Source organism: Amycolatopsis sp. NPDC059021 (genome assembly GCF_042739895.1).
Taxonomy (GTDB): Bacteria; Actinomycetota; Actinomycetes; order Mycobacteriales; family Pseudonocardiaceae; genus Amycolatopsis.
In genome coordinates this window covers 25,729-50,836 of the sequence record NZ_JBHYIQ010000060.1, presented here as the reverse complement: position 1 = coordinate 50,836, position 25,108 = coordinate 25,729, and the positions used below count along the sequence as shown (strand labels likewise).

Below are 25,108 nucleotides of genomic sequence, written 5' to 3'. Positions count from 1 at the left end.
AGGGGTCCTTCAGGGCGCTGAGCGCTGTGAAGGCCCCCTTCACGGCGTTCGGGCAGGCGCGGGAAGGCTCGGCGCGGCGGCGGCTGTCGCGTCCGGCAAGCTCCGGAAGCTACCGCGGCAGCAGAGAGACGCGCCACGCGTCGCGGGCAGCACGCGGCGGAGTGCCGGGCCGCCAAACAGGATGCGCCCAGACCCGTCGCCCCTCCCCAGCACCCCGAGCACCTCGAGCAACGCAGGCAGCACTCCTTGTGGAGAGACCGGCGAGCACGGAGACCAGCGCCGCCAGCTCCACCTCGTCCGGCACACCTCGTACCACGCGCAGCACGGGAGAATCCACTGTGGACTCCCTGGCGAGGTCACCCGTCATCAGCCGCACCCCACAGACTCCGAACAGACTCAGATCGGCAGATTGCCGTGCTTGCGCGACGGCGCCGCCTTGCGCTTGTCCCGCACCATCGCCAGCCCGCGGGCCAGCGCCGCGCGGGTGTCCGCCGGGTCGATGATGTCGTCCACCAGGCCGCGTTCGGCCGCGTACTGGGCGTTCATGAACTCCTCGGTGTACTCCGCGACGAGCTTGCCCCGCAACGCGTCCGGGTCCTTCGCGGCCGCGAGGTCGCGGCGGAACAGCACGTTCACCGCGCCCTCCGCGCCCATGACGGCGATCTGGTTCGTCGGCCACGCCAGGGAAAGGTCGCAGCCGATCGAGCGCGAGTCCATCACGATGTACGCCCCGCCGTAGGCCTTGCGCAGGATCACCTGGATCCGCGGCACCGTCGCCTCGCAGTAGGCGTGCAGCAGCTGCGCGCCCTGGCGGATGATGCCGGAGCGTTCCTGCTCGACACCGGGCAGGAAGCCGGGCACGTCGACCAGCGTCACCAGCGGGATGCCGAAGGCGTCACAGAACCGCACGAAGCGCGCGGCCTTCTGCGAGGCGGGACCGTCCAGGACACCGGCGAACACCATCGGCTGATTCCCGACGAGCCCGACCACCGCGCCGTCGACGCGGGCCAGGGCGCACAGCACGTTGCGGGCCCAGCCCTCGTGCAGTTCGAAGAACTCGCCGTCGTCGGCGAGCTCGGCGAACACCTCGCGCATGTCGTAGGGCCGGTTCGGTTCCACCGGGACGATCTCGGCGAGCCGGGGACGCCGGTCGCGATGCGCGCCACGCGCCCCGGCGTCCGGCGCCGGGTCGAGATAGTTCCCCGGCAGCAAGGAAATCAGATAGCGGACGTCCTCGAGGCAGCTCTCCTCGTCGTCGTGCACGACGGTCGCCACGCCGGAGTACGTGCCGTGCACGTCCGCACCGCCGAGCTCTTCGTGGCTGACGCGGTGCCCGCTGACGGCTTCGACCACGTCGGGGCCCGTCAGGTACATCCGCGCGGTGTCGCGGACCATGAACGTGAAGTCCGCCAGCGCCGGCGAATACGCGGCGCCACCCGCGCACGGACCGAGCACGACGCTGATCTGCGGCACGACGCCGGAAGCCTCGACCTGACGGCGGAAGATGCCACCGTAACCGTTGAGCGACAACACGCCTTCCTGGATCCGCGCGCCGCCGCTGTCGTTGAGCCCGATGACCGGCGATCCCGTGCTGATCGCCAGATCCATCACCTTCTGGATCTTCGCGGCGTGTGCCTCGCCGAGCGAACCGCCGAACACGGTGAAGTCCTGGGCGTACACGAACACGCGGCGGCCGTCGATCGTGCCGGAGCCCGCGATCACGCCGTCGGTGTAGGGCCGGTTCTCCGCCAGCCCCAGCCCGCTCGCCTGGTGCCGCCGGTACAGCTCGATCTCGGTGAACGAATCGGCGTCGAGCAGCAGCTCGATCCGTTCCCGCGCGGTGAGCTTGCCGAGCGAGTGCTGCCGCCGGACCCCCTCGAACCGGCCTTCGACGATGTGCGCGCGAAGTTCGTCCCGCCGCGCTCGCACCATCGGCATGTCCGGAGCGGGCGGGTGCACCGGTTCGGCACCCCGCGCCAGCGGGATGACGTGGGCGTCCCCGCCGCCGGGACGCGGCAGCCTGCGGTGACCGCGGCGGGAGCCGGAGCCGCCGGCCACCACGACGTCGTCGCCGGTGGCCCTGGCTCCCGCTTCACCGCCCGTGCTCACGCGATCGCCTCGCTTCGCTCATGCCGCGTCCCGGACTCGCTCGTCTCCGCCGGACCGGGCCCGGTTGTCGCGTTCGATTTCGGCCAGGATGTCGCTCCACCGGATACCGCGGCCGAGCCGGGGCATCGGGACGAGCACAGCCGTCTGCTCCGGCGCGGCCACCCCCGTGTCCCTGGCCTCGTTCGTCGTCATGACAACACCTCTTCCGTTCCTGTCGAACCGGCGGTCACCGGTCCGTCCGCTTTCCGTCCCGCCGCCGCGCCCGCCTGCCGGTCGGTCAGCAGCCCCCGCCGGTGCAACCAGGCGACCGTGTCCCGCACGGTCCGGGACAACGGGCGGGCCACGACGCCACCGGTGACGGCCGGATCGCCGTCCACCGGCACCGCGACGGCGCAGACGTGGATGGCGCCGTACTCGGCCGGGATGGTCCACGGCCACACCCGTTGCGCGAGGTCGGCGAATCTCCCCACCGGAACCATCGCACGCGGCGGCAGGAACAGCGCGGGTAGCGCCCGACCCGTGACCTCACGCAGCACGCTGAGATAACGCGGCGTCGGAACCCAGTGTCCCGGCCCGAAAACCCGTGCACCGGCGACCGGCCCGGTGAGCAGGTTCGCGTGCAGCACGGCGGTGTCGCGGACGTCCCCGATCGGCAGGCCGCCCAACGGCCAGAACGGCATGAGGCCGCGCAGAACGTTGCGCAGCCGGGCATTCTGGTCGCCGACGTACGGATCGTCCGGCCCGATCAGCGCGGACGGGTAGCTGATGACGACCGGTGCGCCGTCAGCCGCGTGCCTCCGCGCGACGCGGTCGGCCGCCGCCTTGGTCGCGAGGTACGTCTCACGTGGCGCGGCGACCGGTGACTCCGGACCGATCGTCGCGGCCACCGACGGGTACAACGCCCCGACCGTCGAGACGTGCACGATCCGTCCGGCACCGGCGGCACGAGCGGCTTCGAGCACGACCTCGGTGCCGCGTTCGTTGGTACGCCTCATTTCCGCGCGACGCCTGCTGTCGAAGGAATACACGGACGCGGCGTGCAACACCGCGTCGGCGCCGCGCACCAGCCGCGCCACCGCGCTCTCGTCGAGCACGTCACCCGCGACCACGTCGACGCGACCGGAGTCGACGCCGAACGGCTCCAGCGCGGGCCGCAGCCGGTCCGGGTCACGCGCGAGCACGCGGACCCGGTGTCCCCGCCGCAGCAGCTCGGCGACCGAGTGGGCACCCAGGAAACCGGTGCCGCCGGTGACGCTGATGTCCATCGTCCGCTCCCGGTTCAGGCCGTGGCCCGGACGCGGCCGTCGACGCGGTGGTAGCCGCCGTTGTAGAAGACCAGCGCTTCGGCACTCGTGCTGCGGCTCGAGGCGAGCACTCTGCCGACGAAGATCGAGTGATCGCCCCCTTCGTGGATCTCGGCCAGTTCGCATTCCACCCAGGCCAGCGCGCCGGTCAGCAGGGGCGCGCCGGTCCGCGGCCCCGGCGCCCAGTCGACCGGCTCGAACTGCGCCATGCCCGCGGGACGCCGCCAGTCGGCGAAGTACCTGGCCAGCTCGCGTTGTTCGCCGCCGAGCACCGAAACGCCGTACGAGCCGGCGGCCACGATCGCCTGATGCATCCGCGCGGCGCGCGCGACACAGCACAGCACCATCGGCGGTTCCAGGGAGACCGACGTGAACGCGTTGGCGGTCATCCCGTGGCCGCGCTCCCCGCCCGCGGTGAGCACCGTGATGCCGGTGGCGAACCGCCCCATCACCTCGCGCAGCCCGGCCTGCTCGGACAACCGCCGCCGCGGCTGGGCCGGCACCAGCCGGTTCAGCGCGGGACGGTCGAAGTCGTCGCCGGAGTCGATCACGTCACTCCCCCTTGCCGTCGTTAGGACCGCCCAGCCCCCGAACGGACCCGGTGGCGTACGGGGCGAGCGCCGCACGCAGCTGTTCGGGAACCCGCGAGGGCACGGTGTTCGTGTTGGGCCCGCGCATGCACGCGATCCGCTGCCGTCCCCGCGCCACCAGCCGCTCGCCCTCGTCGGTCAGGTGCACGTAGTCGAAGGTGAACTGGATCTGCGTCTGGGTCAGCTCCTCCAGGCGCAGCCGGATGGACAGCTCGTCGAACGCGGTGATCTCGGCGAAGAACTCGCATTCGACCTTGAGCGTGAACAGCTTCAGGTCGTGGCGGACCTCTTCGAGTACCGCCGGCGCCTTCTCCTTCAGGAACATCTCGCGGCAGCGGCCCTGCCAGCGGACGTAGTTGACGTAGTAGACGTTGCCCACCAGGTTGGTCTCCTCGAAACCGACCGTGTGGCGGATCTCGTAGTAGTCGGCCATTGCCCGTTCACTCCTCACCCTGGAGGACCGCGAAGACCACGGGGTCCGTCCGGTCGTTGATCGTGGTGGCCCAGGTGGCGATGCGGAACTGCCCGGACGCCAGCAGCGCCCAGCCGTCGGCCTCGACCCGGCGCACGGTCAGTGCCTGGGTCATGTCGCCGGTCTTGCGCACGCATTCCAGCGCGCTCCAGACCCGGGTGTTCGCCACTGTGGCCGGCTCGCCCGCGTCGGCCGCGAGCAGCTGCCCGACGGCGAGCAGTTCCTCGCCGAGCAGGCCGGCCCAGTCCTCTTCGGTCCGTTCGACAGCGGTCTCGATGTCGCAGGCGACCTGCCCGCTCCCGGCGACCACCAGGGTGAGCCGGGACGTGTGCGACGCGGTCACCTCGGCGCCGTCGGTTTCCGGCTTCCCGTCGGGGCGATAGCGCATCTCGACCGGCCGGTCGAACGCGCGGCCCGCGGCCAGCGCGGTCTGCGCCCGCCGCTGCGCGATCGTGGCGACCTCGGTGTCCACCGGGTCCGGTTCGAGCACCACCGACCGGCTGCCGCCGAGCATCCGCTCGGCCGCACGCTCCACATAGGACCCGAGCATCGAGGGGACCCACGGCCCCGCACCGTCCCGTTTGCGGACCGCCCGCAGCTTCAGCCCTTCCCAGCGTTCGACGAGCGTCCCGTCGGGATTGCGGACGTCGAGATCGTAGACGTAGCTGTCGCCGTCCTGCTCGCGTTCGCGGGCGTCGAGCAGGACGTATTCGAGGTCCTGTGCGCCCGGCTCGGCCAGGTAGAGCTTCTCGATTCCCTGCGGCAGCAACGTCGCGTCGGGGATGCAGCACTGGATCGCGTGCATCATCGCGTCCCTCGTGCCGGGATCGGCCAGGAGTCGTTGCTGCGGAAGGAAAGGCGCGAACCACGAGACGTCCGAACCGGTGGCGATCTCCGCCACCGCGTGCCGCGCGCTCGCCCGCCGGTAGCCCAGCACCCGCTGGAATCGCTTGCCCTGGAACAGGACCGAGCCGTACAGCTCGGTCACCGGGTCCACCGGGACCGGTGGCAGCGCGACGTCGCGCGGGGAGCGCTCGCCGAGCTCGGCCGGGCGGCAGAACCGCAGCCGGGCCCGGAAGTGGTCGGCGCTGAACCCGGTCTCGCCGCTGCGCAGCACGACGTCGACCGTCTCGGCGTCGACCGCGAGCGCGGCCAGCCGGATCGTGGTGGTCCCGGCCGGCGACACGATGATCGGGCGCAGGAACTCGACGTCCTCCAGCACCGGCGTGACCTGGCTGCCGCGCAGGGTCGCGGAGGCGACCTGGGTCATCGCCTCCATGCCCAGCACGGCCGGGAACAGCAGGTCCCCGTCGAGCAGGTGGTCGGCCAGATAAGGGTCGCTGCCCGCGGACAGGTCCGCCTCGGTGATCAGCTCGATGCCCGGGTAGTGCACGACGGCGCGGTCGACGAACCGGGTGAGCGGCAGTTCCTCGCTCTCCACCGGCAGCGTCGGCAGCCCCGCGGTGCGTCCGCAGACCACCAGCACCGACGGCGCGCCGGGATCACCGAGCACCTGGCGCAGGATCGCGATGCCCTCCTCGGTCGGGATCGGCGTGATGCCGTCGCGCATGAGGGCGCTGACCACGCCGAGCTTCTCGCCCATGCCGGTGCCGGACCAGACCGACCACTCCAGCGCGATCGCCCGCGCCTTCGGGTGCGTCTGTCCGAATCGGACGGTCAACTCGGTCATCCAGTCGTTCGCGGTGGCGTAGTGCGCCTCACCGCGGAGACCGGCGCGGCCAATGATGCTGCCGAAGGTGACGAGCAGCTTGACGCGGTCCTGATCCACCGCGTCGAGTACCGCCTGCAGGCCACCGATCTTCGGCGCGAGCGTCGTGCGGAAGCTCTCCTCGGTCAGGCTGAACAACGCGGCGGGCTCGTTGCGTCCCGCGCCGTGCAGGACCGCGGTGACCGGGCCCAGGTCCGCCTGCACGGCGGCGACCGCGGCGGCCACCTGCTCGGCCGAGGTGACGTCGGCGCGTTCGTACCGGTAGGTGATGCCCGCCGAGGCCATCCGCTGCAGGTTCTCCGCCAGTTCGGTGTCGTCGGCGGGGTCGCTGCGGCCCAGCAGAGCCAGCTTCGCGCCGGAGTCCTTGGCCAGTGCCAGCGCGCTTTCGGCGGTGATGCCCTTGCCACCGCCGGTGACGAGCAGGACGTCGGTCGCGTCGAGCGGCTCCGGGATCGGGCCGACCGGTGCGGGCGGCAGGGCGCCGAGCTTCGGCACCGTGCGCGTCCACCGCTCGTCGTACCGGGCCTCGGTGAAGTCGTCGGTCGCGGCGACCTCCAGCAGTACGGTCTGTACGGCCTCTTCGATACCGGCCGGGTCGGCCGGCGACGGCTCGGCGAGATCGACGATCGTGGTGCGGGCCGACGGGTCTTCGAGCCGCAGGGTCTTCGCCAGCCCGGACGCGCCGAGTCCGTGCTGCACCACGACGAACCTCGTGCCGTTCGGCGCGGCCATGACCGCGCGGCCCGCGTCGAGGAACAGGCCGACGTTCGACGCGTCGCAGTCCCCCGGCAGGCACAGCAGGACACCGTCGCCGAGACCGGCACCGGCCAGCGCCGCGCGCAGCGGCTCGGCCAGCGAGTGCCCCGGGGTCGAGAAGACCTGCCATTCGGCGGCCGCGAACCCGGGCGTGAGATCGGGATTCGGCCGCAGCGCGGGCACGTAGTCGACCGAGAAGGGCCGGACCCACGGGCCGACGCCGGGAACTTCGGCCGCGCTGTTGGCGTCTTCGAGCTTGGCGGTCTGCGCCAGCTCGTCGATCATCTCGGCGAGGTCGCCGAGGCACACCGTCGCGAAGTTCGGCATGCCCTCCAGCGCGGGACGGCCCAGTGCCCGGGTGACGTCGTTGACCAGCTGCCCCACGGTGATCGAGGACAGGTGCAGGTCGTCGAGCGGGTGGGTGTCCGCGGTGACGGTCTCCAGCGGCAGTTCGACGCGCTCGGCGGCCAGCTTCCGCAGCAGGTCGAGGGTCGTGCTCCCGCTGCTCTCGGCCCCGGCGCCCTCGGCCGCCGCGGCCTGCTGCTCGCGCTCGGCGGCCAGTTCGCGGGCCAGCTCGGCGTCGATCGCCGGAGCCGCCTCGCACGGGCTGGCCAGGAAGCTGAACTCGCCGTCGATCGGCAACGGCCGCACGACGCGGCCGGTGAACAACGCACCGGTGTCGATCGTGACGCCCAGCGCGTGGGCCGCCGCGGCGACCCGCAGGACCGCGCCCAGCGTCGGGCTGTCGGTGTCGACCGAAAGGACGGGCTTGCCGGGGGCGATCTCCTCGAGCAGTCCGGAAAGGACACGGCCGGGGCCTGCCTCGATCACCAGGTCGCTGCGTTCGGCCACCTTCGCGGCGGCTTCACGGAAACGCACCGGCAGCACGATCTGGTCACGCAGCAGTTCGCGCAGGTTCTCGGCGGCGTGGAGCACGTCACCGGTCACCGTGGAGACCACGGGCCGGTCGAGCCGCGCGAAGTCGAATCCGGCGAGCTGCTCGGTCATCGCCTCGGCGGCGGGGGCGACCGAAGGCGAATGGAACGCGTGCGAGACGTTGATCCGGGTGGCCGTCACGCCTTCGGCGCGGGCACGGTCGCACACCCGCTCCACCGCGGCGGCGGGGCCGGAAATCACCGTCTGGCCCGGCGCGTTGTACCCGGCGATGACGACATCCTCGCCCTGGCTGAGCTTTTCGGCGCGGCTCGGGCTCGCGGCGAGCCCGGCCATCGCGCCGTCGCCCGCGCTCGCCGTGGCCATCACCTTGCCGCGGATCTTGGCCAGCCGCAGCACCTCGTGCTCGTCGAGCGCGCCACCCCAGTGCAGGGCGGTCAGCTCGCCGAGGCTGTGCCCGGCCGCGGTGTCGGCCTCGATGCCGAGGTGCCGCAGGACGCGCAACGCCGCCAGCGACCCGGTGACGATCCGCGGCTGGGCGATCTCGGTGGCGGCCTGGTCGCCCGCGACGTTCAGGCCCGCGGCGCGGTAGATCTCCTCCACGCCCGCGAAGCGGCGGCGCAGGGCCCCGACCGTGCCCTTGCCCGATCCCTGCCCGGGGAAGAGGAAACCGATTCTCGGCACCCCGGTCCGCGAACCGGCGAAAATCCCTTCGGTGACGGCGAAAACCTCACCGTCCTCTTCGGACACCAGCTCCGCCAGCCGGAGCAGCTTGCGTTCCGCGTCCTCCGGGGTGGTCGCGACGATCGCGGCGCGGACGGGCTTGCCGGTCAGCTCGGCCGACAGGGTGCCCGCGAGGTCGGTCAGCTCGGCCAGCGACAGCTTCGGCACGAAGTCGAGCAGTTCGGTGATCCGCGCACGCAACGCGTCGAAGTCGGCGGCGTCGAGCAGCAGCAGCTCGGCGTCCTGCCGTCCGGAAACCAGCGCGCGGGTCCGCTCGTCGAGCACGCGCCGCCGCGCCGCGCCCGGCGCCTCGGTGACCGCGATGTGCGAGTTGATCCCGCCGAAGCCCATCGCCGAGACGCCGGCGCGCACGGGCTGCTCCGGGGGCCACAGCCCGGCCTCACCGGGGACGTACATCCGCGCGGAGTCGCCCAGCAGCGACTCGTGCGGTGCGAACTGCCCGGTGCCGGGCGGGATCACCTGGTGGTACACCGCGAGGGTCGCCTTGATCAGCCCGGCGACCCCGGCCGCGGCCTTGGTGTGCCCGATGTTGCCCTTGATCGTGCCCAGCGCGGCGGGCGCGGCGAGCGGGTCCGCGTCCCGGCGGGCGGTGGACAGCGCCTCGATCTCGGTGGCGTCGCCCAGCGCGGTGCCGGTGCCGTGGCCCTCGAAGTACGACACGGTCTCCACGCCGTACCCGGCGCGCTCGTAGGCACGGCTGATCGCCAGCCGGTGCCCGGCCGCCTCCGGCCGGGTGATGCCGCCCTTGCCGTCGGAGGAGACACCCCAGCCGCTGATCGAGGCGTAGATGCGCTTGCCCTGTGCGACGGCGTCGCTCTCGCGCATCAGGACGAGCATGCCGGATCCCTCGCCGGGCCAGAACCCGTTGGAATCGGCGTCGTAGACCTTCATCTCGGTCTTGGCCAGCGCGCCGGTCTTGGCGAAACCGATGACCTCGAACGGGTCGATCGAGAGGTCGACACCGCCGGCGATGGCGACGTCGAGATCGCCCTGCACGAGCCCGTTCGCGGCGTTCACGACCGCCAGCAGCGAGGACGAACACGCACCGTCCACTGTGTACCCGCCGCCCGCGAAGTCGAAGTGGTTGCAGACCCGGCCGGCGATCGTGTTCGCCAGCCCGCCGGCGAGGCTGTCCTCGTTGATCTCCGGGAACGGCGACTTGTACTGCACTTCGAGGTCACGCAGGAACGTCACGGTCTCGTCGTCGTCCCAGCCGCGTTCGGCGAGCGCGGCGGCGACGGTGCGGCGCACGTAGGGCCAGCGCAGCCGCATGATGTTCGCGCGGGAGAACTCGCCGGTGAGGCTGTTGCCGATGACAACGCCGGTGGTCTGCTTCGGCATGCCCTCGCCGTCGGCGAACCCGGCGTCGGCCAGTGCCCGCGCCGCGACGTCGAGGGCCAGCCAGTGCGTGGTGTCGGTGGCGCGGAAAGTGCTGCCCGCGACCTTGTACCGGACCCGGTCGAACTCGAAGTCGCGCAGCACGGCGGCCTTCTGCGCGTAGAACCGGTCCGGGGCCTTGGGGTCGGGTGAGTAGTAGTCCTCGCGGTTCATCCGCTCGTCGGGCAGGCGCCGGAACGCCCGGCGCCCGGCCAGCACGTTCTCCCAGAGCTCCGCCAGAGACCGCGCGTCCGGATACCGCAGTCCGATCCCGACAATCGCAATCCGCTCAACGCTCATGCCCACCGCACTCCCATTAGCTCTCAGGCCGTTCGTCGGGCCACCCGGCCCTGTCGCACCGGGAGGAACTGTCCCGCTGTCGTGCCTGCCGAGACGGCACCGGCCCCGGTCCCGGTCCGCTTCGCGCAGTCCGATCAAGCATGAATCCGAGCCCCCCTTCCCGTCTTCTCCCTGTGTGCCGGGCGAATTCGTCCGCACGGCCGCGTAATCGGCGCCACGTCAGGGCATCACCCGGCGGGCCGCGCCGTGCCGCAGACGGGACCCCAGCTCGGCGGCGGCGGTGAAACTCGCCCACGCCGTCAGTTCGATCAGGGCCCGATCCTCGAGGCCGGAATCGCGCACGTCGTCTGCGCCCACTTGGTAGGCGGCCTTCGCCACGAGCAGGGCGAGCCGGGCCGCCGGACGTTCGTCCCCGGGCAGCTCGGCGAGCACGGGTTCCAGCCAGGCGCGGCTCAGGCCGGGTGGCCGTCCGTCCCAGGCGGCCACCTCGCGCGTCACCAGCCGCCGGACATCCGGCGGGATCCAGTCCGCCGCCACGGTGATCGTTTCCCCCGCCCTGGCGAAGGCGTCGGCGGTGACACTGTTTTCGTCCATCCATAGTGGACTATTCGCTGTGGGCTCCGGCAGCAGTTCGAGCGCTGCGCCCGGCTTTGGGGGCGTCCCAGGTTTGAGGAACCGGCCGAGGACGTCCCGGACTTTCGGCCGCGCCGAGGCGGGCACCGCGGGCGGCAGCGGCGACGGGCCGAGGAAGACGTTCACCATCCGGTTGAGGTAGTGGAAGACGACGGCGACCGCGGTCAGCTCCGCCGCCGTCGCCGAGGAGACGCCGTCGGGGAGCGGCCCGTCGCCACGGACCCAGCGCGCAAGCTCCCGGGTGTCGGTGTCCTCGATCGCGGCGTACTCGCCACTCTCGATCAAAGCGGCCTCGACGGAAGACCCCAGGGAGCCCAGCGTCATCCCGTGCACCTCGACGCAGTACGGGCACGCGTTCCCCTCGGACACCGACGTCGCGACGACCTCCTTGTGCGCCCGGCTCGCCGCCCCACCCGCGATCAGCGACTCCCGCAGCATCGCCCACGCGGCGGCGAGCACCGGCGGCGCGGCCGCGTGCAGCGCGACCGGCGGCGCGAGCATCCCGAAGTCCTGCTCGATCTGCCGGTACACCCGCCCGACGAGCCCCTTCGCCCGCCGAGCCCGCACCACCTCGACGTACCGCACCTCCCGCACCGCCCGCCGCAACGCGACCCGCACCACTCCCGGCGTCATCCGGTCACCTCCCGCTACCGGCGAACTCACGTGATCAGAAAGCGCACTCACGTGATCAGACGGAGATCTCGTCCAATCACGCGAGATCTCCGTTCAATCACGCGAGATGCGTCTCTGATCACGCGAGATCGCGGTTTCGTACCTCAGTTGCCTGCGACGAGGCTGAGTTTGCTGACGGCGCGGCGGCCGGTGGTGGAGCCGTCGGGGGCCGGGGCGCCGTAGGTGACGTCGACGCCGCGTTCCCGGGCGGCGCGGACGATGCCGGGCACGGCGCGTTCGGCGAGCGCGGCGATGGTCATCGCCGGGTTGACCGTCAGCGCGCCGGGCACCGACGCGCTGTCGGTGACGAAGATGCCCGGGTGGTTGCGCAGCTCGTGGTTCGGGTGCAACGCGGAGGTGTCCGGGTCGTCGCCGATGCGGCACGAGGCCAGCGGGTGCACGGTGTAGGCGCCGACGACGTCGTTGGTCCACGGCGCGACCTTCGCCAGGCCGTCCTTTTCCATGATCTCCTTGCACTCCGCGTCCGCGAGCGCCCAGCCGCGGCGGGTGTTCTCGGTCGGGTCGTAGCGCAGCGCGCCCCGGCCGAGCATCTGCTGCGAGATGCGGTACGCGTTGCCGGTGGGCGGTGGAGTGCCGAACACGCCCTCGTTGTCGTCCTCGGTCATCAGGAAGATCGTCAGCCAGGACGCCCACTGCTTGAGCATTTCCTTCTTCTGCACCCCGAACCACCGAGGCCCGTCTTTATCGGACACAGTCCCGTCCGGTACCTGCGCGAGGATCGTGCCCAGCCCCGGCGGGAAGTACAACTGCTCCAGTGAGTACCGCTCGTACTCGGGGAGTGACCCGTCGAGCTTGTCCCAGTTCGCCACGGTCGGGCCCTTGCCGATGTGGTTGGCCGCGTACGCCAGACCGTCCTCACGGGACAGTCCGAGCACCTCGCGCACCTTGTCCTCATTGAGGATCGCGGTGTTGAGCCGCTCGCCGTTGCCGGAAAAGTACCGGCCCACCGCGTGCGGCATGGTGCCCAGCGTGGCCTCCGAGCGCTGGAGGATCACCGGGGTCGCGCCCGCGCCGGCGGCGATGATGACGATCTTCGCGTCGATCGCGCCCGAGCCGGTGTGCACCCGGTAGTCCTCGTCGTCGACGACGGTGAAGTGCACCCGGTAGTCGCCGTCCTCGGTACGCTCCAGCTTCTGCACCTCGTGCAGCGGCCGGATCTTCGCGCCGTGCGCGAGCGCCGCGGGCAGGTAGTTCGTCAGCAGCGAGCGTTTGGCGTCGAATTTGCAGCCCGCCATCATGAAGTTGCAGTTGACGCAGCGGTCGTTGTCGACGGCGACCGGCGCCGGGTTCGCGGTGCGCCCGGAATGGTGACACGCCGCCGCCCACAGCCCGCCGGCGTAGGACACGTCGTTCCAGTCCTGTGTGGACACCGGGAGCGACTCGGAAACCCGGTCGTACCACGGCTCCAGCGCGTCGCGGGAAAGCGCGTGCGGCCACATCCGGCGGCCGATGCTGCCGTGCCGTTCGAATACGAATCGCGGCGCGCGCGGCATCGCGGCGAAGTAGACCACGCTGCCGCCGCCGACGCAGTTGCCGCCGAGCACGCTCATCCCGTCGCCGACGACGAAGTCGAACGCGCGGGTGTAGGACGAGCCGAGCAGGTAGTCGTGCTCGAACTCGTCGGTGGCCAGCCACGGGCCCCGCTCCAGTACGGTGACCTTCGCCCCGCCCGCCGCGAGGTGGTAGGCGGGGATCGAGCCGCCGAAACCGCTGCCGACGATGACGACGTCAGTCTTCTCGATCGCGCTCACGCTGGGCTCCCTGAAGGCGTCGTGTCGGGGTGGACTTCGGCCAGCTTCCGGCCGTAGGAGAACTTCGGGAACCGCCAGAACCCGTCGGCGTCCGGCTCGCGGTAGCCCATCGCCAGCAGGCCGGGATGCCCGGCGCGGATCGCCTCGGCGGTGTGCAGGTGCGCGGCGCTGTCGTAGGCCATGTTGCAGAACAACGCGAGACTCACCCAGCCGTCCTTCTCCGGATGTCCCGGCGCGGTCAGCTGACGCACCAGCGCGGTCCGGTGTTCGAAGGGCAGGGCCACGAACGGCGGCACGTCGTCGTCGAGCACCAGGCCGTGCTCACCCGCGTACGTCTTGGCGTGGTCGTTGAGCGACTGGGCCAGGTAGGGCAGCCCGGCGGTCACGCCGGTCGCGTCGGTGTGCAGCAGTTCGAGCGCGCCCGCCTCGACCGCGCCGGGACCCGCCGAGGCCCCGGCGACGGCGCGGTCGTCCTCGGACCGCTTCTCCCCCGGCACGATCGTGTCGGCGTAGGCCTCCAGAGTCAGGATCTTGACGCGTTCCTCGTCGGTGGCTGGGGACACCGGCCTACCTCCTCGTCGAAACCGGGCAGCGCCGACGGCACTGTCCCTAGTGGATTCACGCGGCCAGCGACCGCGTCTGGGTGGTCCTGGGGTGCACGGTCATCGGCAGCCCGCCCCGCACCCGCAGCGAGAGCATCGCTTCCGGGACGACCTCGTAGCCGGGCAGCTTGCGCAGCCGCAGTGCGCGGGAAACCATGGCGAGCACGAACACCGCCTCCAGCACGCCGAGACTGTTGCCGATGCAGAACCGCGGCCCCGCGCCGAACGGGATGTAGGCGTACCGCGGCCTGCCCGCCGGGTTGTCCGGGTCGAACCGTTCGGGATCGAACCGTTCCGGATCGGCCCAGTAGCCCGGATGCCGGTGCAGGGTGTAGGGCACCACGACGACGTCGGAGCCGGCAGGGACGTGATAGCCGCCGATCTCGTCGTCGGCCTGCGCGACGCGCGGCAACAGCCAGACCGGCGGGTACAACCGCATGACCTCCTCGACGACCATCGCGGTGTAGCGCAGCTTCCGAAGGTCTTCGTGCGCCGGCAACCGGTCGCCGAGCACCTCGACGGCCTCGGCGTGCAACCGCTCGCCGACCTCGGGGTGCTCGTCGATCAGGTGGAACGCCCACCCCAGCGTGCTCGCCGTCGTCTCGTGCCCGGCCAGCAGCAGGGTGATCAGCTCGTCCCGCATCCGTTCACGGGCGCCCTCGACGTCGTCACCGGCCGAGGCGATGAGGCGGGACAGTACGTCCTCGCCGCCCTCGACCGGATTAGCCAGGCGCTGTTCGACCAGTTCGTCGGCGATCCGGCGCAGATCGTCGCGCGCGGCGCGGAACCGCAGCTGTTTGGGCAGCGGCGCCCATTCCGGCACCATGCTCAGCGTGACGGCCTCGAACATCGCCTGGTCCTGCACGGCCTCGAAGGAGTGCCCGAGCGTCTCGAAACCGCCGAGTTCCGCGTCGAGCAGCGTCTTGCCGAGCACGCCCAGCGTCAGGCCGGTCATCTCGTGCAGGACCTCGACCGGGCCGTCCTGGGCCGCGAGCCGTTCGACTAGACCGTCCACTTCGGACGCCACGAGGCCCGCCTGGCGCGCGATCCGCTTGGGCTGGAACACCGGCTGGATCGTCCGGCGCTGCGCGCGCCAGGTCTCGCCGTCACTGGTGAGCAGCCCGTCCCCGAGTGCGCGCCGGGCTTCCTGCAGGCCGATTCCCTTGTGGTAATTGGCACTGTTGTCCGCGAGGACGTGCTTGGCCAGCTCCGGATGGTTCACCAGGTACATCGCCTTCGGCCCGATCGCGATGCGGACGACGTCGCCGTAGCCCGCCGCCGAGTCGGACATGAGCGCGAGCCGGTCGGTGAACAACTGCTTGAGCAGCTTGACCGTCCGCCGCCGCGGCGGCCCGGGCGGCGCGGGCCGCGCCGTCCGGGCCGGGTGCTGGTGACTGCTCATGCCGCGATGGCCCCGGATCCGGCGCCGGGCTTCGTGTCGCTGTCCGAACTCGGCAGCTGAGCCAGCTTCGCCTGCTCGGCCTCGAACTTCAGCCGTGCCTTGTTCGAGAAGTGCAGGCCCCACAGGAACAACCCGCGGATCAGGCACACCGACGCGGTGGCGAGGAACAGGCCATAGGCGACGTGCACGGTCATGAAGAAGCCGTACGCCAGCGCCACCCCGGAGCCGAACAGGATCTGCGAAGACGGCTTCGACGGTGTCGTGCCCGGGTCGGTGACCATGTAGTTCGTGTAGAGCACGAACGCCACGCCGGTCATCATGCCCAGCGCGCCGGGGATCGCGGTGTCGAAGACGAGGCCACGCACGACGGCCTGCAGCGCGAAGGTGATCAACCACGCGCCGATCAGCCACATCCGCTCGGTCAGCATCGCGTTGAGCACCGTGCCCGACACGATGATGATGCCCACGATCAGCCAGCCGATCCAGGTGTCGACCTTCTCGGTGAAGTGGTACGGCGGGGCGATGCTCGCCCACGGGAACACCAGCAGGATCACCGTGATGCCGAAGTTCGACGGGTTCATGTAGTGCCGCAGCCTGCCCCGCACCGGCGCCTGCAGGACCCACTTCGCCCCGACGGCCACGACCACGCCGAACACCATGACCAGCCACTGGTCGTTGACGTAGGTCAGCATGTTCAGCGCGAGCCCGGTGATGTGCGCGGGCAGCAGGAACTCGGCGAGCCCCTTGAACCCGTTGCCCTTGAACCGGACCGGCCGCTTCTGCGCGTTGGCGCCGATGATCTCGAGGCCGATCTCCGTGGCGTACGCGGTCGCCAGCGCGATGAACGGGTACAGCCACGGCTGCTCGAAGCCGAGCAGCGTGTAGCCGACGATGTTGAACACGGTGATCGAGATGGCGAACCGCCGCAGCGCGGTCACGACCTTGTTGGTGTGCCTCGGCGCCGCCGGGGCCGTTGTCTGGGCCATGACCGTCACATTCCTTCCTGGATGGCCTGGGTACCGAGCTGGAACATGTGGCAGCCGGGCTCCAGCTTGAGATCCTGCTGCCGGAGCTGGCCGGTGCGGTCCCGCCACTGCAGGTGCACGTTCAGCGGGCCGGACACGTTCTCGCCGAGTCCGATGTGGACCTGGTGGCTGCGCCTGCCGGAGTGGCCGCTGCCGCCGTCCACGCGGTCGATGTACTTCTTGCCGTCGGCCGTGGTCACGGTGACCTCGGCGCCGATCGCCGGGCTGCCCGGCGCGGTCAGCGGGCCCGCCGACTTCGCTGCGTCGGTGGTCAGTTCCAGCTCCAGGAACTTCCCGGGCTTCGGGCTGACGTTGTGGTAGTACACCGGCGCTTCCCATTGCCGGGCGACGGCGAAGTCGAGCAAACCGGTCCCGTCCGGGTCACCGACCGCGATACCGCGCGTGGGCACCGGGACGGCGAGCCCCAGCTTCGGCGCGAGGTCGACATAGCGACCACCGGGGCTCTTGGCGAAGAAGTGCAGCGTCTGGTCACCGCCGATGTCGTCCCCGGCGCGGACGTTCGGCCACCAGAACGGGTTCGACAGCAGCCCGTCGTGCGCCGTGGCCAGTTCCTGCAGCTGCGGCCACCGGTTGACCTGGCCCTTGACGAACCCGGTCGCCTGCGTGATCACCGCGTCGCCGCTGTTGTTGTAGTCGGCGATCTTGACGTCCCAGCCCCAGCCGGACCACGCGGTGCCCGCCTCGGCGCTGCGGTCGGTCCACGGCGCCTCGCCCTTGGCCAGTTTCGCCCGCAGGTCCGCGGTGTCCTTGGCGGTGTTCATGAACTGGAAGTTGCTCTCCTCGATGCCCCACGAGGTGGTGATGTTGGAGACGTACAGGTCGTACAGGCCGTTGTGGTCCAGGTCGGCGAAATCGACGCCCATGCCCTTGAAGGAGTCGTTGCCGAGCACCTTGGACTTCGGGTCGGCGATCCCGCGGACCCCGGTGACCTCGGCGAACTCGACGTGTCCCGGCTTGGACTTGTTGTACAGCAGGCGATCGTGGCCGAAGTCGTTGCCGATGTAGAGCTCGGGCAGCCCGTCACCGTCCACATCGGTCGCGCTCGCCGCGAGCGACCAGCCCATCTGCAGCGACTCCGGGATGGCCTTGGGCTCGTGGGCGAAGGCCGCCGCCGGCTTCGCACCCGCGGACGCGCCGGTGAAGCGGAAGATGTGCTTCCCGCCGCTGTTGGGCGCGTGCGACATCGACTGGTTCATCTGCACGCCGCCCTCGGCGTTCGGATCGAGCACGGCGCTGTCGGGGAAGTAGTTCCCGATGAAGATGTCCTGGTGCCCGTCCCCGTCGAAGTCCCCGACGGTGGCCGCGTTGGTGTTCCACTGAGGACCGTTGTAGGTGCCGTCCTTGGCGCGGTTTTCGCCCGGCAGCAGCTCGACCGGTTCGTACGCGCTCGCGTCGAACTTCGCGGCGTCCGCCTTGGCCAGGAACAGGACCGGGGTGCGGCCCCAGTAGTAGACCAGCAGATCGGTGCGGCCGTCCTCGTTGAAGTCGCCCGCGACACAGCCCATCGGGGCGATGTCCGGGTTCGTCGGCAGCGGGGCCTCGTCCAGCGCGAACGGCGCGTACCGGGGACCCGACGTCGGCACCGGCGTCACGACCACCTGGTCGCTGCGCGGGTCGACGAGGCACAGGTCCTTAGGTTTGCCCGTGCCCGACAGATCCGCCATCGCGATCCCGGCACCGACCGAGGAGACCCAGGCCCGGATGTGCTCGTAGGTCTTGTTCACCGGCCGGATCGACTGCTGCTTCTTCGCCGCGGGCAGCGCGATCGACATCGGCTGGAAGGCGTACTTCGACGCCATCGTGTCCTGCTCCGAGGCGGAGACGCTGGGCAGCCGGGCGACCATGAACAATCCCAGCACCAGCACCAACGCCACGATGCCCGCCAGCTGCCTGCGCAGCCAGCCCAAGGTCGCGGTCATTCCTCCACACCTCCGTGTGCCAACACTCCGTCGGCGATCTCCTGCCGCCAGGTCTCGAAAGCAGGCAGGTCGCCGTCGACCACCACGGCCGGGCGGACCTCCTGGGTGATCGCTGCCGCGCGGGTGGCGGGCAGCCCGCAGATCGCCCCGGTGGCGATCTCCGTTTCGGGGTTGAGCAGACCGGCCCGGACACGGGCCTCGGCGGCGAACGCGCTGCCCTGTGCGAGCCTGCCGCGGTGCTCGCCCGCGAACTCGGCCAGCTTCCGCAGTTCTTCCGCCTCGACCCCGCACGCGTACGTCGAGGCCAGGCCGACGCCCGCGTACAGATCGCCGTGCCGCTCCGGCGCGAATCCGGCGATCGTGTCGGTCACGAGGTCGACGTCGGTGCCGCAGATGAACCACAGCGCCCGCCCGATGCCCTGGTCGATGGCCCGCAGCGCGTACGCGCTCCGTTCCTTGTCCGGCCAGGGGAATCCCTGCTCCTGGTACTGCTGCCGCACGTACTTCTCGGTCTTGAAGTAGGCCTGGTGGAAGCCGTAGCCGTCGAGGACGAGCCAGCGCAGCAACGGATCGAAGTCCGACGGCGACGGCCACCGGAACCGGGGCAGCCGCGCCATCGCCCAGCCGACACCGACATAGATGATGTAGTTGTGCTTGTCACCGGGTCCGTCGAGAAAGCCCGTGATGTGCGAACGGCCGCCGCCGGGCAGCCCGTCGAGCATCGCGTACCCCATTCCCGCACCCTCGTAAGCGAAGCCCCGGAACTGCACGGGAATGCGCTCCAGCCATTCTTCGGCCTGCCGATACGACCGTGCCTCCACCGCGTGCGCGTACCCGAGGAGGAACTTCTCACCCACCGTCTCCAGTAATTCCTGAGCGGCTAGGCTCTTCTTGTGGAAACCACGTTTGTCCAGTGAGGTCTCCGAGACGTCCGGAGTCAGGATACGGCGCCTGAGCGCGCGCCAACCATTGCCCAACGCACTCTCCCCCTTGCGGGTAGAATAGTCTTCCGTGCATTTCTTTCACTCAGGCTCACATATTTCGTGAAGGCCGGTCTACTTCACCGTTGCCCCCGCGGTTCTCCTGCCTTGCCCGGCCGCGCCGCGGCGCCGGGTTCAGCCCGCCCGGCGCTGGTCGCCCGCCGAGAAGTCCGCCCGGATCCGGTCCCGCCACACCTCGTACGGCGGTTCGGGCGCGTCGAAGTCCGGCGCCACCTCGGTGCGGTCGGCCAGCGCGCGGGCCGCTTCCACGGTGAGACCGGCGAGTATCCCGGCGGCGGTCATCGTGTGCCTTGGCACGAAAGAGGAGAACGTCCTCGCCTTCACCGCGAACACGACACCGAGCGCCAGTTCGTCGTGATGCGGCCCAGACGCCTGGCGCAGTTCGGCGAGCCCGGCCCGGTCGCAGCCGCCCGCGAACGTCGCGGCCAGCCCGATCCCGCTCCACAGATCCGGGCGCCGCCGCTCGGGAAAACGCCCCGCCGCCTCGGCCACCGCGCGCGGATCACCACCGTGGATGAACCAGAGCGCGCGGCCGACCCCTTGGTCGAAGGCACGCGAGAAGTAGCCGGGGTGGCCGGCCCACGGATACGGTTCCGGCTCGAGTTGCTCGTCCACCCAGCGGCGGGTGTCGAAATAGGCGCGGTCGAAACCGTAGCCGTCCACGGCGAGCCAGCTCATCGTCGGGTGATAGGGAACGCCGGACAGTTCAGGGAGGATGTTCTTCCACAGCGGCCTCGGCAGCCTCGCCATCGCGAAGCCGATCCCGATGTAGGTCAGGAAGATGTGCGGTTTTCCCGGCCCTTCGAGCAGTTCACGGGTTCTGTTCCGGCCGCCGCCCGGCATCGCGTCGAGAATGGTGTACCCCATGGTCGCGCCCTCGTAGGCGAATCCGCGTTGTTCCGGTTCCACCAGCTCCAGCCGCCGCTCCAGTTCCCACAGCGACGCGCCTTCGATGGCCCATTCGAACCCGCACACCACCGCCTGCGGAACGGCCTCGAGCTTCACGGTGGCCGCGGACGGCGTCACCGGGAAACCACGCTCGGCGAAGCCCACCGAAGCCAGCGACGGCGCGAGCATCTTCTTGCGCAACAGACCGAACAGCGTCGACATGATTCGTCCTTTGTGGATAGTAGTACTCAGGCGACGGCACGCAGGTACGGCCGCCGGGGCAGCCCCACCCGGCCGGGCAGCGGAGCCGGCTTCTCGGCGAGCGTGACGGCGAAGGGCGGTTCGATGGGCCGCGGCTCGCGCATGGTGAAGGTGGCACGAACCCGTCCGTGGCAGCCGACCGTCACCCGGCTGGCCAGAGTGCCGACCGAGAAGGTCGTGCCCGGTGTCCCCGGTGCGTGCGCGGCGACGGCCAGCACGGTCCATTCCCCCTCCGGCACGCCGGGGATCGTCACCTCGCCGGATCCGGCGCCCGCCATTCCGCCGAACGCGACTGGGCTGCTCTGCGGGATGTCGTCGGCGAAGACGCCGACCAGGACGTCGGCGGGAGCCGATCCCCTCGGCATCTCGATCCTGGCGGTGATCACCCCGGTACCCATGCGCAGCGACGAGCAGTTGTACCCGGTGTCGCGCAGGGTGTGCAGCGACGGCAGGCGCTGGAAGTGCGGCGCGACGGCGACGAGCACCTCGCCCACCTCGGGGTCGCGGTACTGCGTCGGCGTCATCCCGACCGCCTGGGTGAAACGGCTCGTGAACGTCCCGACACTGCTGTAGCCGACGCTGCACACGATGTCCGACACCGTCAGCGACGTCGTCAGCAGAAGTCGTTTGGCCTCGAACAGCCTGACCGCGGTCAGGAACCTCCCTGGCGTCACCCCGGTGGCCCGCGCGAACACCCGCGAGAAGTGGAACGGGCTGACGAACACCTCCGAAGCCAGGTCCGTCAACGTGATCGGTTCGAAGTACCGCGCCTGCATCGACGAGATCGCCTGCAGCACGGGAGGCGGCACCGGGTACGGCGAAGCCGAAGACGCGACACGGCATTCCGGTTCATCGGACATCGTCTCGTTCGTCAAGGACGCGACCGCTCGTAGCACCATGAGACCAACCCCGCATTTCTCTCCTGCTCTTTTTCCTGGTGTTCAGCCAAGACGCCGCCGATCGCGATGCTGTCGACAAGCGATCGAGGACGGATCGGCCGCACAATTCCACCGTGTGATCCGCACCGGGCCGGAAGGAAGAACACACGGGTCCCCCGTGCGGAACGCAGGTCGCCGGCGGGTATTACACAGCCTCTGGAAAGCGCTTTCTCCGGCTCGGTCGGCCCCCGAGGGGCGAAGAGTGACCGCGGCACCGCTTTCGGTGACAACGGCGGCTGTCCGGCCGCCTTTCGGCTTATCGGCCAGGCATACGCCGTCCGCGAACGCGGTCTCCGCGGGCCGCGGGAGCACCGGAACCGGCAGGATCCGGCATCGCCGGAGAAACCCGTGAAACGCATACGGAAGCATGCGGAACACACGCCGCCGCTAGTGGTCCGTTCACTGGATCGAGCGATGAGGCTCTGTCACATTCGATGTCAGGACCCCGTTTTCCGACGTTCGTCGCGAGGTCCGCACTGGGGATGAAGACTATCGAGTGGAGGCGCGCTGATGTACTCCGAGAGCGGCTTGTCGGACCGGTTCGCCGGTGCCCACGCTCCGGGCGCGGCCGACCCTTCCGGCGGCGACGTCCGCTTCACGTTACTGGGGCCGCTCGAAGTGCTCCGAGACGGCGTCGACCACGCGCCGACCACGCCGAAGATCCTCCAGCTCCTCGCCCTGCTCGTGCTGCGGCCCGGGAAAATGGTCCACAGCGATTCGATCATCGCCGAGCTGTGGGCCAACCAGCCCCCGCGCAGCGTCCGGACCACGCTGCACACCTACGTCTACCATCTGCGCCGGTGCATCGAGCAGAACCACCTGGCCGCCAACGCGGAAACCATGCTCGTCACGAAACCGCCGGGCTACGTCTTCCGCATCGACCCCGCGCAGGTGGACGTCCACACCTTCACCCGGCTCCAGCAGCAGGGCAGGGCACTGCAGTCCCAGCACCGCCACGCCGAGGCGGCCATGACCTACCGGGCCGCGCTCGACCTGTGGTCGGGCCCGCCGCTCGCCAACGTCCACTGTGGACCGGTGCTGTCCGGGTACACCGTGGACCTGCTCGAGCAGCAGCGCGGCACCCTGCATCTGCGCTTCGAAGCGGAGATCAACAGCGGCAGGCATCTGGAGCTGATCGGTGAACTCCGGTCGCTCGCCGCGGAGAACCCGCTCGACGAGGCACTGCACGGGCAGCTGATGCGGGCGCTCGGCCGCAGCGGCCGCCGGTCCGACGCGATGACCGTCTACCGCGACCTGCGCGCGCGGCTGACCGGCGAACTGGGCGTGGAACCCTGCGACGAACTACAGGTGCTGCACCACGACCTGTTGTCCGAAGGCGAACAAGCGGTGTAGCGCCGGACGACGGAGATCACCGGAAATCGTTGAGCCCCATCGAGATCATGTGAGGACCGAGGTATGACAACTCGCACGTACGGACAGTTCTGCGGCCTCGCCCGCGCGCTGGAGATCATCGGGGAGCGCTGGGCGCTGCTCGTCGTCCGGGACCTGATGCTCGGCCCGAAGCGGTTCACCGACCTCCAGCACACGCTGCCGAAGATCCCCACCAGCCTCCTTTCCGCGCGCCTCAACGAACTCGAACAGTCCGGCGTCCTCCGGCGGCGGGTGCTCCCCCAGCTCGACGCCGGCGTCGTCTACGAACTCACCGAATACGGCAGCGAACTCGACCAGATCATCCTCGAGCTCGGGCTCTGGGGTGCCCGCTCCCTCGGCCACCCCGGGCCGGAGCAGGTGTTCACCCTCGACTCCGCCATCCTCTCCCTGTACACCACGTTCAATCCCGAGGCGGCCGCCGGAGTCCACATCACCTTCGAGGTCCGGCACCCCGACGACATGATCGTCCACGCCATCGTCGACGACGGGACGGTCAAGGCGGGCGAAGGCTCCCACCCCGGCGCCGACCTCGTCATCACGCCGCAGGGGCCGGTCTTCATCGACGTCCTCACCGGCCAGCTGCGCGCCACCGACGCCCTGCAGTGCGGAGCGGTCCACATCGACGGCGAGCCCCAGCACTTCGAGCTGTTCACCCGGCTCTTCCACATCCCCGCTCCGCCGGACCTGCCCGAAGGCCTCAGCGTCCGCTGAGCCGCCCCCGAGCGAGCGGGGCGCGTCCGGGCCTCCCCTCTCCCGGCGCGTCCTGCTCGCGACCCCGCCCGGCCGTGCCCCGGCGCGGCTATTCGAACCGGGAGGCGTCGCCCGCCCCGTGGCGGACGACTTCGGCCTCCCCCGAGGAGAAGTCGATCACCGTGGTCGGTTCGACCCCGCAGTCGCCGGAGTCCAGCACGGCGTCGAGGACGTGGTCGAGCAGCTCCTTGATCTCCCAGCCCTGGGTCAGCGGTTCACCGGCCTCGGGCAGCAGGAGCGTGCTCGACAGCAGCGGTTCACCCAGCTCGGCGAGCAGGGCCTGGGTGACGCCGTGGTCGGGGATGCGCACCCCGACCGTCTTCTTCTTCTCGTGCATGAGCCGCCGCGGCACCTCCTTGGTGGCGGGCAGGATGAACGTGTACCGGCCGGGCGTGGCCGCCTTGACGGCGCGGAACACCGTGTTGTCCACGTGCACGAACTGGCCCAGCTGCGCGAAATCCTGGCACACCAGGGTGAAGTGGTGACGATGGTCCAGCTTTCTGATCGCCCTGATCCGGTCGATCCCGTCCCGGTTGCCCAGCTGGCAGCCGAGCGCGAAGCAGGAATCGGTCGGGTACGCGATCAGCCCGTCTGCACGCAGGATGTCCACGACCTGCCCGAGCGCGCGACGCTGCGGGTTCTCGGGATGGATGTCGAAGTACTTCGCCATGTCGGAAGTTTAGGCCGCGAAACCTTCGGAGGCCCGGCGGCACGCACGTCTTCCAGCGTGCGCTCTTCGCCGCCGGGCCCGTGCGCCGGCACGAGCACCGGGGGCACAATCGCGGAGAATCCGGTTTCCGGTGTCCCGGTGAGACATCGCCGGTGCGGGAGGGATACACGATGACAGTGCCGGAACTCGTCAGACCCGGGACCGCGCGGCCGGTCCCGATGACGGCCTATCTCTTCGAAGGGGACAACGGTCTGGTCACGCTTCGTGAAATGTTCCTGGACCGCCAATGGCTCCTCGTCCACCACACCATCCCCGACCGGATCACGCGCACGGCCTCCTCGGAGGAGGTGGAGGGCATGCTGTCCGGCCCGCTCCGCGCGGACTGCCGGCTCGCCATGGTTTCCCGTGCGCGCTACCGGAAGCTCGCGCAGTACCGGCGGAACCTCGGCTGGGATCTGCCGTGTTATTCGGTCATCGGCCACGACTTCGGCGCGGACTTCCCCGCCACGTCCGGGGTGTCGGCGGGAACGTGGGACGACGAGATCCCCGGTGTCAGCATCTTCCGGCGCGCCGGGGACGGGATCGTCCACATCGGCTCGATCGGGGTACCCGGTCTGGTCTTCCTCATGCGCGCGCTGGACGTCCTGGATCCCGCGCCGGCGGGCCCGTGCGGCTAGCACCCGGCGGCCGCCGTCGTAGGCCGTTCCGCCCACCGTGCGTCGGAACGGCGTAATCCTGCTCCCCGACCCGGCCGTGAAATCCTTTCGCGGCAACGACATGGACTCGACTGAGCTGGGCAAGGCACCGGCTGAGTTAGGATCGCCCCTGCACAAAAGCCTTTGACAAGGCGCGGCCGTCGAGATACCGGAGGAGATCCGTGTGACGCC

General features: G+C 70.3%; 20 protein-coding genes. 3 read left to right on the top strand and 17 right to left on the bottom strand.

All coding sequences use genetic code 11. The annotated features are described in order from the left end of the window. Positions 1-109 precede the first annotated feature (109 nt). From ACFWX1_RS30055 to ACFWX1_RS29980, 16 genes are all read right to left on the bottom strand, one after another. Positions 110-367 (bottom strand): acyl-CoA carboxylase subunit epsilon, encoded by a 258-nt coding sequence (locus tag ACFWX1_RS30055; protein ID WP_378392992.1) that lies wholly within the window; start codon positions 365-367, stop codon positions 110-112. 29 nt (positions 368-396) lie between these two features. Further along, positions 397-1,932 (bottom strand): acyl-CoA carboxylase subunit beta, encoded by a 1,536-nt coding sequence (locus ACFWX1_RS30050; RefSeq protein WP_378393024.1) that lies wholly within the window; start codon positions 1,930-1,932, stop codon positions 397-399. A gap of 195 nt (positions 1,933-2,127) precedes the next feature. Then, positions 2,128-2,301: a DUF6222 family protein gene (locus tag ACFWX1_RS30045; RefSeq protein WP_378329980.1), complete on the bottom strand. Its 174-nt coding sequence runs from the start codon at positions 2,299-2,301 to the stop codon at positions 2,128-2,130. Beyond that, the gene (locus tag ACFWX1_RS30040; RefSeq protein ID WP_378392990.1) at positions 2,298-3,374 is read right to left on the bottom strand and encodes an SDR family NAD(P)-dependent oxidoreductase; all 1,077 of its coding nucleotides are present in this window, start codon (positions 3,372-3,374) and stop codon (positions 2,298-2,300) included. Before ACFWX1_RS30040 ends, ACFWX1_RS30045 begins: the two co-directional genes overlap by 4 nt. A gap of 14 nt (positions 3,375-3,388) precedes the next feature. Next, positions 3,389-3,964 (bottom strand): flavin reductase family protein, encoded by a 576-nt coding sequence (locus ACFWX1_RS30035; protein ID WP_378392988.1) that lies wholly within the window; start codon positions 3,962-3,964, stop codon positions 3,389-3,391. 1 nt (position 3,965) lies between these two features. Continuing rightward, the gene (locus tag ACFWX1_RS30030) at positions 3,966-4,436 is read right to left on the bottom strand and encodes an acyl-CoA thioesterase (RefSeq protein ID WP_378392986.1); all 471 of its coding nucleotides are present in this window, start codon (positions 4,434-4,436) and stop codon (positions 3,966-3,968) included. Between the two features lie 7 nt (positions 4,437-4,443). After that, positions 4,444-10,275 carry an SDR family NAD(P)-dependent oxidoreductase gene (locus ACFWX1_RS30025; protein ID WP_378392984.1) on the bottom strand — a complete coding sequence of 1,944 codons (5,832 nt, stop codon included), beginning with the start codon at positions 10,273-10,275 and terminating at the stop codon, positions 4,444-4,446. 219 nt (positions 10,276-10,494) lie between these two features. Then, positions 10,495-11,541, bottom strand: a complete 1,047-nt coding sequence (locus ACFWX1_RS30020; RefSeq protein WP_378392981.1) for a carboxymuconolactone decarboxylase family protein — start codon at positions 11,539-11,541, stop codon at positions 10,495-10,497. 143 nt (positions 11,542-11,684) lie between these two features. Next, positions 11,685-13,352 (bottom strand): FAD-dependent oxidoreductase, encoded by a 1,668-nt coding sequence (locus ACFWX1_RS30015; protein WP_378392978.1) that lies wholly within the window; start codon positions 13,350-13,352, stop codon positions 11,685-11,687. Then, entirely contained in the window at positions 13,349-13,915 is a 567-nt protein-coding gene (locus tag ACFWX1_RS30010; protein ID WP_378392976.1) for a DUF5987 family protein, read from the bottom strand. The genes ACFWX1_RS30015 and ACFWX1_RS30010 overlap by 4 nt, the downstream gene beginning before the upstream one ends. A gap of 55 nt (positions 13,916-13,970) precedes the next feature. Continuing rightward, positions 13,971-15,356, bottom strand: coding sequence for a cytochrome P450 (locus ACFWX1_RS30005; protein ID WP_378392974.1), 1,386 nt, complete (start codon positions 15,354-15,356; stop codon positions 13,971-13,973). Continuing rightward, positions 15,353-16,342 carry an enediyne biosynthesis protein gene (locus ACFWX1_RS30000; protein WP_378392972.1) on the bottom strand — a complete coding sequence of 330 codons (990 nt, stop codon included), beginning with the start codon at positions 16,340-16,342 and terminating at the stop codon, positions 15,353-15,355. The genes ACFWX1_RS30005 and ACFWX1_RS30000 overlap by 4 nt, the downstream gene beginning before the upstream one ends. Before the next feature lie 5 nt (positions 16,343-16,347). After that, positions 16,348-18,321, bottom strand: a complete 1,974-nt coding sequence (locus ACFWX1_RS29995) for a CRTAC1 family protein (RefSeq protein ID WP_378392970.1) — start codon at positions 18,319-18,321, stop codon at positions 16,348-16,350. After that, positions 18,318-19,298 carry a DUF1702 family protein gene (locus tag ACFWX1_RS29990; RefSeq protein ID WP_378392968.1) on the bottom strand — a complete coding sequence of 327 codons (981 nt, stop codon included), beginning with the start codon at positions 19,296-19,298 and terminating at the stop codon, positions 18,318-18,320. Before ACFWX1_RS29990 ends, ACFWX1_RS29995 begins: the two co-directional genes overlap by 4 nt. A 138-nt stretch (positions 19,299-19,436) precedes the next feature. Next, positions 19,437-20,432 carry a DUF1702 family protein gene (locus ACFWX1_RS29985; protein WP_378392966.1) on the bottom strand — a complete coding sequence of 332 codons (996 nt, stop codon included), beginning with the start codon at positions 20,430-20,432 and terminating at the stop codon, positions 19,437-19,439. 26 nt (positions 20,433-20,458) lie between these two features. Continuing rightward, positions 20,459-21,370 (bottom strand): helix-turn-helix transcriptional regulator, encoded by a 912-nt coding sequence (locus ACFWX1_RS29980; RefSeq protein ID WP_378392964.1) that lies wholly within the window; start codon positions 21,368-21,370, stop codon positions 20,459-20,461. Between the two features lie 549 nt (positions 21,371-21,919). Here ACFWX1_RS29980 and ACFWX1_RS29975 point away from each other — a divergent pair. Next, complete coding sequence (locus ACFWX1_RS29975) at positions 21,920-22,762, top strand: BTAD domain-containing putative transcriptional regulator (protein ID WP_378392962.1); 843 nt, start codon at positions 21,920-21,922, stop codon at positions 22,760-22,762. A 63-nt stretch (positions 22,763-22,825) separates the two neighbouring features. After that, a complete protein-coding gene (locus ACFWX1_RS29970; RefSeq protein WP_378392960.1) occupies positions 22,826-23,512 on the top strand; it encodes a winged helix-turn-helix transcriptional regulator in 687 nt (228 codons plus the stop codon). An 88-nt stretch (positions 23,513-23,600) separates the two neighbouring features. Here ACFWX1_RS29970 and ACFWX1_RS29965 read toward each other — a convergent pair whose 3' ends face one another. Then, a complete protein-coding gene (locus ACFWX1_RS29965; protein WP_378329995.1) occupies positions 23,601-24,221 on the bottom strand; it encodes an L-threonylcarbamoyladenylate synthase in 621 nt (206 codons plus the stop codon). Positions 24,222-24,391: 170 nt separating this feature from the next. On the opposite strand from ACFWX1_RS29965, the gene ACFWX1_RS29960 reads away from it, so the two are divergent. After that, a complete protein-coding gene (locus tag ACFWX1_RS29960; protein WP_378392958.1) occupies positions 24,392-24,898 on the top strand; it encodes a DUF899 family protein in 507 nt (168 codons plus the stop codon). Positions 24,899-25,108: the final 210 nt, after the last annotated feature.